We start from the raw sequence: 7,501 nt of genomic DNA, 5'->3' as shown, positions 1-7,501 counted from the left end.
GGGGGAGCTTGAGGGGGGAAGGGGGAAACCTTGTGCGCGAGCCAAGGTTTCCCCCTTCCCCCCTCATCACAAGCAAGCTCTCCGGCCTGCTAGTCCAGACGCCAGATGACGCTGGCCTGACGGCCGGAAGCCTTCACGCAGCGGTACGAGAAGAACTGGCGGTTGCAGCTGGCCGTGCACAAATCGATGCCGTAGATGTTGCGCGGCAGCAGCCCGGCCTGCTCCAGCTGCCAGCGGGTCAGGCCCCACAGGTCCATGGTGCGGCTTTGGGCGTCGAACCAGGGGCGGAACTCGTCGCTCCACTCGCTTTCGAAGTTGATGAACTCCGCCCGGGCCGGGCCCAGGCTCGGGCCGCGCACGGCCAGAAGTTCGCGCGGTTCCACGCCGTAGTGCTCGCAGAAGCGGCGCACCCCGGAACCGGGGAAGTCACAACGGTTGCCGCGCCAGCCCGCATGGATACCGGCCACGAAACGGCCGCTCTTGTGGGCCAGCAGGATGGGCTGGCAATCGGCGGTCTTGATGACCAGCCCAAGCCCGGCCTGAGCGGTGGCCATGCCATCGGCATCGCAGCGGGGCACGGCGTCGGGCTCCACGGCATCGGGCTCGAAGATCATGGCATCGCCGTGCACCTGATTGAGTTCGGCCATGCGCCGAAGGCCCAGGGCCGCCCGCAGTTCGCGGCGGTTGCCGATGACGCTCTGCCGGTCATCGGCCGTGGCGAGAGAGATGTTGCCACCGGCGTACGGGCCGTCTCCGGCCTCCTGCCAGCGGGTCTGGAAGGCGCAGCGCACATTGTCCACGCCGGGGAACACAAAGGGGATGAAACTTACAGGCATACGAGTCCTTCTTCAGTACACAGGCAGTCCACGGGCCGGTCCCAGTCCTGGGAAGGCAGCGCGTCCACCACCTGGAAAGCATAGCACAGGCCCACCAGCAGGGGCCGCCGACCGCTGCCCCGGGCACCGAACGCCGCCAGGAAACGGTCATAGTAGCCGCCGCCGAAGCCCAGGCGGTTGCCCGCGCGGTCAAAGGCCACACCGGGCAGGATGAGCACGTCGGGACAAAAATCGGGATGGGCCAGCACCGGGGGCGCCATGCCCAGCAGACCGGCATGGGGCTCCAGCATCTTGTAGGGCCCGGCGGCCATGTCGCCCACCCGGGAACAGGGCACGAAGTCCATGAGCCCGCGTTCCAGGCGCACCCGGGGCAGATAGACCCGCACACGGCGCTGCCAGGCATCGGCCAGCAGGTAGCCGGTATGCACTTCTTCCGGCAGGGCCACGTACAGGGCCACGCGGGCGGCCTGCTGCCAGGCGTCCCAGTCCAGCAGGGCCTGCTGGGCCGCACGGGCCCGCTGCCGTGCCAGGTCGGGATCCTGACCGCGCCGCAGCCCACGCATGCGGGCGCGCAATTCCTTCTTCTGCTCATCGGGGGAAAGGGACATGGAGGTCTTTCCATCCTTGCTAAAATGTGCCATAGTTCGCGAAGTGACTTTATAACAAAGGAAACACCGCCATGCCAAGCGTCAACGAACAGGATCATCTCTGGATTGCCGTTGGGGACATTCACGACGAGCCCGGGCTGTTTGCCCGTATCCCCGAGCTGGCGCAGGCAGACGGCATCATCGTCACCGGCGACCTGACCATCACAGGCGGCGTCAAGCAGGCCGAGATGGTCATGGACGTTCTGCGGGCGCACAATCCCCGCATCTGGGCCCAGATCGGCAACATGGACCGGCCCGAAGTGGACGAATGGCTGAGCGGCCTGGGCTGCAACCTGCACACGCAGGTGCACGAGCTCACGCCCGATACGGCCATCTTCGGCATCGGGGCCTCCACGTTCACGCCTTTCGGGACGCCCAGCGAGTTTCCTGAATCCACCTTCGCCGGCTGGCTTGAGAACAGCTGGCAGAAGGCCCGCAAGTACCCCCACACCGTGCTGGTTTCGCACAATCCGCCCAAGGACAGCGCCTGTGACGTCATCCCGGGCAATATTCACGTGGGCTCTACTGCCGTGCGCGAATTCCTTGAAGAAGCCCAACCCGATGTCTGCCTGTGCGGACATATCCACGAAGCGCGCGCCGTGGACAGGGTGGGCCGCACCATCGTGGTGAATCCGGGCGCTCTGGCCCAGGGCGGCTATGTGCTGCTGCGCTCCAGCGGCGGCAAGCTGTCCGTGGAGCTGCGCGTCCTTGAAAATTGTGATTAGCGAAGCCCAGCGCTTCCGCGGGGGACAGACAGTCTGATCCCGCCCGTCATGGCGCGGCCCGGTGCCGCGCTCTCTGACGTTGCCCCTCCGGCGGCTGTTCCGGCCGCCTGGAAAACGCCGTCCCGTGACGGGCGTTTTCTCCTGCCATCCCCCGTGCCCTGCCCTTTCCGGGCATCCCCAGGCCCGTGCCCGCTCACGGACACGCCATCCGGTGTTTGCCGGATGTCCGGCCTGTTCCCTCAGTCGGGATAACGGCTGACAAATTTCGCCGCCGCTGGCGGTCCAAAAGGATATTTATGACGCAGGAAAATACGCCGGCCGTGTCTGACGCGGCCGCTTCCTCTGATGTCGCTGAAGCAACCCCCACCCCCAAACGCCGTACCACCCGCCGCAGTTCGCGCGCCAAGACCGCCCCTGCCGCGGAAGAAACGGCCACGCTGACGGCCTCCCCGGCCACCGATGCCGCCCAGGCCGCTGCGGACAAGGGCGATGCCCAGGCCACCGACGCGGCAGCCACCGCGCCCCGCAAGCCTGCCCGCCGGAGCAGCCGCCGCAAGACCACGGCCCCTGCCGCCGAAAATACGGCTTCCGAGGCCGCGCCCGCCGCTGCATCCGCTGAAGAGGCGCCCGCCCAGACCGCAGCCCCCGAAGCTGCCGAAGCCTCTGCCGATACCGACGGCGAACAGCACGCCGCGCCCCGTCGCGGGGCCCGCCGTTCGCCCGGTGCCCAGCGCCGCCAGCGTACCCCCCGCAAAAAATCTCCCGAAGCTGCGAGCCAGCCGGCCGAAGTTGCCCCTGCCGAAAGCGGCGACCAGACCACCGAAACGCCCGCGGCCCGTCCCTCTGACGATCAGCCTGCTGCCGTGACGGCTGAAGCCCCCGCTGCCGAGACGCCTGCGGCGCCTGCCGCCAAGGCCGCCCCGGATAGCGAAGATGCGGCGACCGCTGCGGCTGTTGAGAGCAACGAAACGGCCACTGCCGATACCGGCAGCCAGGAAGACGGCGAGGAACAGCCCCGCCGCAAGAGCCGTCGCGGCCGTCGCGGCGGACGCGGGCGCAACCGCAAGAACCGTGAGGCCCAGGCGGAAAGTGCCGAACCTGCCGACAAGGATACCGAGGAGAGCGCCGAAACGGCCGCCCCTGCCGACCTGCCGGACGATCTCAGTGACGAGGAACTGTGGCAGGCGGCCACCGGTGATGTGGAAAGTCTGGAAAACGCTCCTGCCCGTCCCCGCCGCCGTGGCGAGGACAGCGAAGCCCCCAAAAAGGGCAGCGTGCGTGCGGCCGCGGTCAAGGCCAAGGTGGCCGCGGGCAAGCGGCGCATGTTCATCAGCGTGCTGCCCGGCGAGCAGGTGGAAGTGGCCATCGCCGAGGAAGGCCGCCTGCAGGAATACTACCTGGACATGTTCCATCAGCGCAAACTCAAGGGCAATATCTACAAGGGTGTCATCCACAATATCGACACCAACCTGCAGGCTGCCTTCGTGAGCTACGGCGCGGGCAAGAACGGCTTCCTCCAGATCGACGAGATCCACCCCGAATACTGGCTGACCCATCACGAGTCCAGCAAGGGCAAAAAATTCCCGCCCATCCAGAAAGTGCTCAAGCCCGGCCAGGAAGTGCTGGTGCAGGTGGTCAAGGAACCCACCGGCAACAAGGGCGCCTTCCTCACCACCTGGCTGTCGCTGGCGGGCCGCTTCCTGGTGCTGACCCCCGGTCAGGAGCAGATCGGCGTTTCCCGCAAGGTGGACAGCGATGAAGAGCGCACCCGCCTGCGCGAGATGATGAACGGCATCGACCCCGGCCAGGGCCTGGGCGTCATCGTGCGCACCGTGAGCGCCGGCACCACCAAGACCACGCTCAAGAACGACCTCCAGTACCTCAAGCGCGTCTGGAAGGACATCCGCAAGAAGGCCACCGAAGTCTCGGCCCCGGCCCTCATCTATCAGGAGCCGGGCCTGCCCCAGCGGGCCGTGCGCGACTACCTGACCGACGATGTCTGCGAGATCTGGGTGGACAACGAGGAAGTGGCCGACAGCATCCGCGAGACCGTCTCCCTGCTCTTCCCCCGCAAGAAGGAGCTGGTGCGCCTGCATACCGACGTGCGCATGCCCCTGTGGGAGCGCTTCAGCCTGCGCCGCCAGCTGGACCAGATCTATTCCCGCGAGGTCACCCTGCCTTCGGGCGGCCGCCTGGTCTTTGACCAGACCGAGGCCCTCATGGCCGTGGACATCAACTCCGGCAAGATCTCCGGCAAGGTCAATTTCGAGTCCATGGCCCACCGCACCAACATGGAGGCCGCCGACGCCATCGCCCGCCAGCTCAAGCTGCGCGACATCGGCGGCCAGGTGGTCATCGACTTCATCGAGATGCGTGACAAGAAACACGTGCTGGAAGTGGAAAAGACCCTGCGCACGGCCATGAAGAACGACCGCGCCCGCCACGACGTGGGCCGCATGAGCTCCTTCGGCCTGCTGGAACTGGTGCGCCAGCGTACGGGCTCCTCGGCCCTTTCCATCACCATGGAGCCCTGCCCCTTCTGCGGCGGCACGGGCCAGCGGCGCAACCTTGAATGGCAGGCCCTGCAGGCCCTGCGCGAGATGCGCCGTGCCCTGCGGACCCACGGCGGCGACAAGTACGTCTTCGAGACCACGCGGGAACTGGGCCTTTATCTGCTCAACCACAAGCGCGACAGCCTGCGCGACATGGAACAGGATTTTGGCAAATGTCTGGAAATCAGCATCCGTCCGTAACGGACGCCCCTGTCGAAACTTCCGCGGCCTGCCCTTCGGGGCAGGCCCCTGTTTTTGAACCCGTCAAAGGCGAGCGTAGCCTGCTGCTGCACATCTGCTGCGGTCCCTGCTCCATCATGCCGGTCAAGCGCCTGCAGGACGAGGGCTTCACGGTCACGGCCTGGTACATGAATCCCAACATCCAGCCCCTGATGGAATACCTGCGCCGCCGCGAGGCCGCCGAGGAATGCGCCGCCCGTCTGGGCATCGAGCTCATCTGTCAGGACGATACCTGGGATCTGGTGGCTTGGCTGCGCTCCGTGGCCGGACGTGACCTGCCCCCGCAGCGCTGCGCCTGGTGTTGCAGCAGCCGCATGCAGGCCGCCGTGGCCTATGCCCGCGCCAACGGCTATGCCCACGTGAGCAGCAGCCTGCTCTACTCCCGCTACCAGCCGCACGACGTCATCCGGGCCGCCGGAGAACATGCCGCAGCGGCGGAAGACGCCCCCCTGAGCGAAGGCCCCCGCTTCGTCTACCGCGATTTCCGCACCGACTGGCAGGCAGGCATCGATTTTTCCAAGGAATGGGGCGTATATCGCCAGCCTTATTGCGGCTGTGTGTACAGCGAAGCCGAGCGTTATGACAAAAAGTTGCAGCGCCTGATAAAAAAATCCTGAAAAAATGATTTTTCCGCTTGACGAACGGACCTGTTTTCCGTAGAAAGACTTTCGTTGCTTTTGCAGCACTCCCCGATAGCTCAATCGGCAGAGCGGGTGACTGTTAATCACTAGGTTGGCGGTTCAAGTCCGTCTCGGGGAGCCACAAAGGACTTCAGGGCTTGCGCGGCAAGCGCAAGCCCTTATTTCCCCAAAGCTGCAAACAAAGCAATCAATGATCCCCGATAGCTCAATCGGCAGAGCGGGTGACTGTTAATCACTAGGTTGGCGGTTCAAGTCCGTCTCGGGGAGCCAGACGATCAAGCCCTTGCGAGAAATCGCAAGGGCTTTTTCTGTTTGTATGCTTTTTTGTTACAGAGGCCGCCGGCACGGCCTGAGAGGGGACGGAGACGTTTTTTGTAAAGCTCTCCCCTTCCCCTCTCAAGCGCTTCCTCTGTACTTGCCCCTCTAGTCTGGCAGGATAGCCTCTCCCTGGATGAACAGGAAGGGCAATATCGTGGGCAGAGGGCTTCGCCTGATCTCCTTATTCACGGCTCCCAGCGACCTCTTCAAAAGCGGGCCTCCCTGGAGGGGAGCAACTTCTGCAGACGGGCTTTGGACGTGGCCTATGCCCCTACGGCAGCTTTTTGTCCATCTCCGCCATGCCAAGCTCAGGCTGCCGCCCACGCTGCTGCTTCTCCAGCATGATCAGCAAGCGTTCTACCTGTGGTGTCTCCTGTACAAGACGCCGGGTCAAAAGACAGACAAGACGGCACAAGACAAAAAAACTAAATAACGGGATGAGGATGGTCGTCACCACAAAGATGCAAAACGCATGGAACAGTCTGTCCGTGGCATCATCCGCATAGTTGAGGATCTCCGTGGCTTTTTTCTGGACCGCCTCGACGCTTAGCTTATCAGCGGCCTTCCTGATGTTCTCAACCAGGGACGAAAGTTTATCCACCAAAGCTGACACCCCATCTGTCAGACCGGAAAACCAGCCTCCCCCCGAACTTTCGGCAGAAGGGACTCGAAGTTCCTCCTGCTCCACTACGTCCTCTAGGATGACCCCGGCCTCAGCTCCCTCGACCTTCTCCATCTGTTCGGCATAGACACCCCCCAGATATCCCTCTTCAACATAGCCGCTGACCAGAGCGGTCAATGGCAAGAACAACCAGCACAGCAAGGCAGTACTGGCCAAGAACAGGGCGATGGACCGACTCCAGGGCATAAACCGTCCTGCCACACAGTACAAAATGCCAAAGCCCAGAGCGACCGGTAAAAGCACTTTGAAGCTGACCCAGGAGAGCATGCCCAGGAGCAGCTTTTCCACCAGCATGATACCTATGACTGTAAACAGGGCCGAGCTTACCCGTTCGATGGCTTCATTGACTGCTGCCAGCATCTCGCCTGGGGCCACGGTCACCCCCATGCCAAAAGGCGTGAATGAGATCTCCACCTGTTGCAGTGTCGAGATGCATTTATCGATCAGTTTGGCGGCTACATAAGCCTTGGTCGCAGCTATGAGCGTCTGCTCACAGTAGTTTTCGGCCACACTCTCGGCTGCACCGATCAGGGGGATATCTTTATTGACTCCTGTTCCCATCCTGATGGGCGCATATAAAAGGCATGACAGAACAACCGTAAGGGCTACCACAATAATACAACGTTTCTTTAATGATTCTTGCATATTACCATCCATTCCTTATCATGTCGAACTATAGGAAAACTATATCTATTATATTTTTATACGGAAGTCTCCCCATAGCGATTCGGTAGTTCACCAGATTCACTCCAGACAGTCATTTAGAGAATGTCCGGCATATATCTTGCTATACCAGTTTTCTCCAAAGGATACAGGCCAAAGCAAGGTAAAGTAGCCCCATAAAATTGACGAGGTAACAA

At 62.9% G+C, this 7,501-nt stretch carries 6 protein-coding genes and 2 tRNA genes; 5 read left to right on the top strand and 3 right to left on the bottom strand.

Translation table 11 applies throughout. The features are described 5' to 3' along the window. Positions 1-89: 89 nt before the first annotated feature. A complete protein-coding gene (locus HF854_RS11865; protein ID WP_168936478.1) occupies positions 90-836 on the bottom strand; it encodes a purine nucleoside phosphorylase YfiH/LACC1 family protein in 747 nt (248 codons plus the stop codon). Continuing rightward, positions 827-1,444 carry a 5-formyltetrahydrofolate cyclo-ligase gene (locus HF854_RS11860; protein WP_168936477.1) on the bottom strand — a complete coding sequence of 206 codons (618 nt, stop codon included), beginning with the start codon at positions 1,442-1,444 and terminating at the stop codon, positions 827-829. Before HF854_RS11860 ends, HF854_RS11865 begins: the two co-directional genes overlap by 10 nt. A 71-nt stretch (positions 1,445-1,515) precedes the next feature. Here HF854_RS11860 and HF854_RS11855 point away from each other — a divergent pair, with 71 nt between their 5' ends. From HF854_RS11855 to HF854_RS11835, 5 genes are all read left to right on the top strand, one after another. Then, positions 1,516-2,208, top strand: a complete 693-nt coding sequence (locus HF854_RS11855; protein ID WP_168936476.1) for a metallophosphoesterase — start codon at positions 1,516-1,518, stop codon at positions 2,206-2,208. Between the two features lie 296 nt (positions 2,209-2,504). Continuing rightward, complete coding sequence (locus HF854_RS11850; protein WP_168936475.1) at positions 2,505-4,961, top strand: Rne/Rng family ribonuclease; 2,457 nt, start codon at positions 2,505-2,507, stop codon at positions 4,959-4,961. After that, positions 4,934-5,617 carry an epoxyqueuosine reductase QueH gene (locus tag HF854_RS11845; protein WP_168936474.1) on the top strand — a complete coding sequence of 228 codons (684 nt, stop codon included), beginning with the start codon at positions 4,934-4,936 and terminating at the stop codon, positions 5,615-5,617. The genes HF854_RS11850 and HF854_RS11845 overlap by 28 nt, the downstream gene beginning before the upstream one ends. Before the next feature lie 69 nt (positions 5,618-5,686). Then, a tRNA-Asn gene (locus tag HF854_RS11840) sits at positions 5,687-5,762 on the top strand. A 73-nt stretch (positions 5,763-5,835) separates the two neighbouring features. Then, positions 5,836-5,911, top strand: a tRNA-Asn gene (locus HF854_RS11835). Positions 5,912-6,230: 319 nt separating this feature from the next. On the opposite strand, the gene HF854_RS11830 is transcribed toward HF854_RS11835, so the two are convergent. Continuing rightward, positions 6,231-7,286 (bottom strand): hypothetical protein, encoded by a 1,056-nt coding sequence (locus HF854_RS11830; RefSeq protein ID WP_168936473.1) that lies wholly within the window; start codon positions 7,284-7,286, stop codon positions 6,231-6,233. Positions 7,287-7,501 lie beyond the last annotated feature (215 nt).

This window comes from Desulfovibrio piger (assembly GCF_012843875.1).
Classification (GTDB): Bacteria; Desulfobacterota; Desulfovibrionia; order Desulfovibrionales; family Desulfovibrionaceae; genus Desulfovibrio.
The sequence above is the reverse complement of the archived record's forward strand: the minus strand, read 5'-3'. Positions and strand labels throughout refer to the sequence as shown.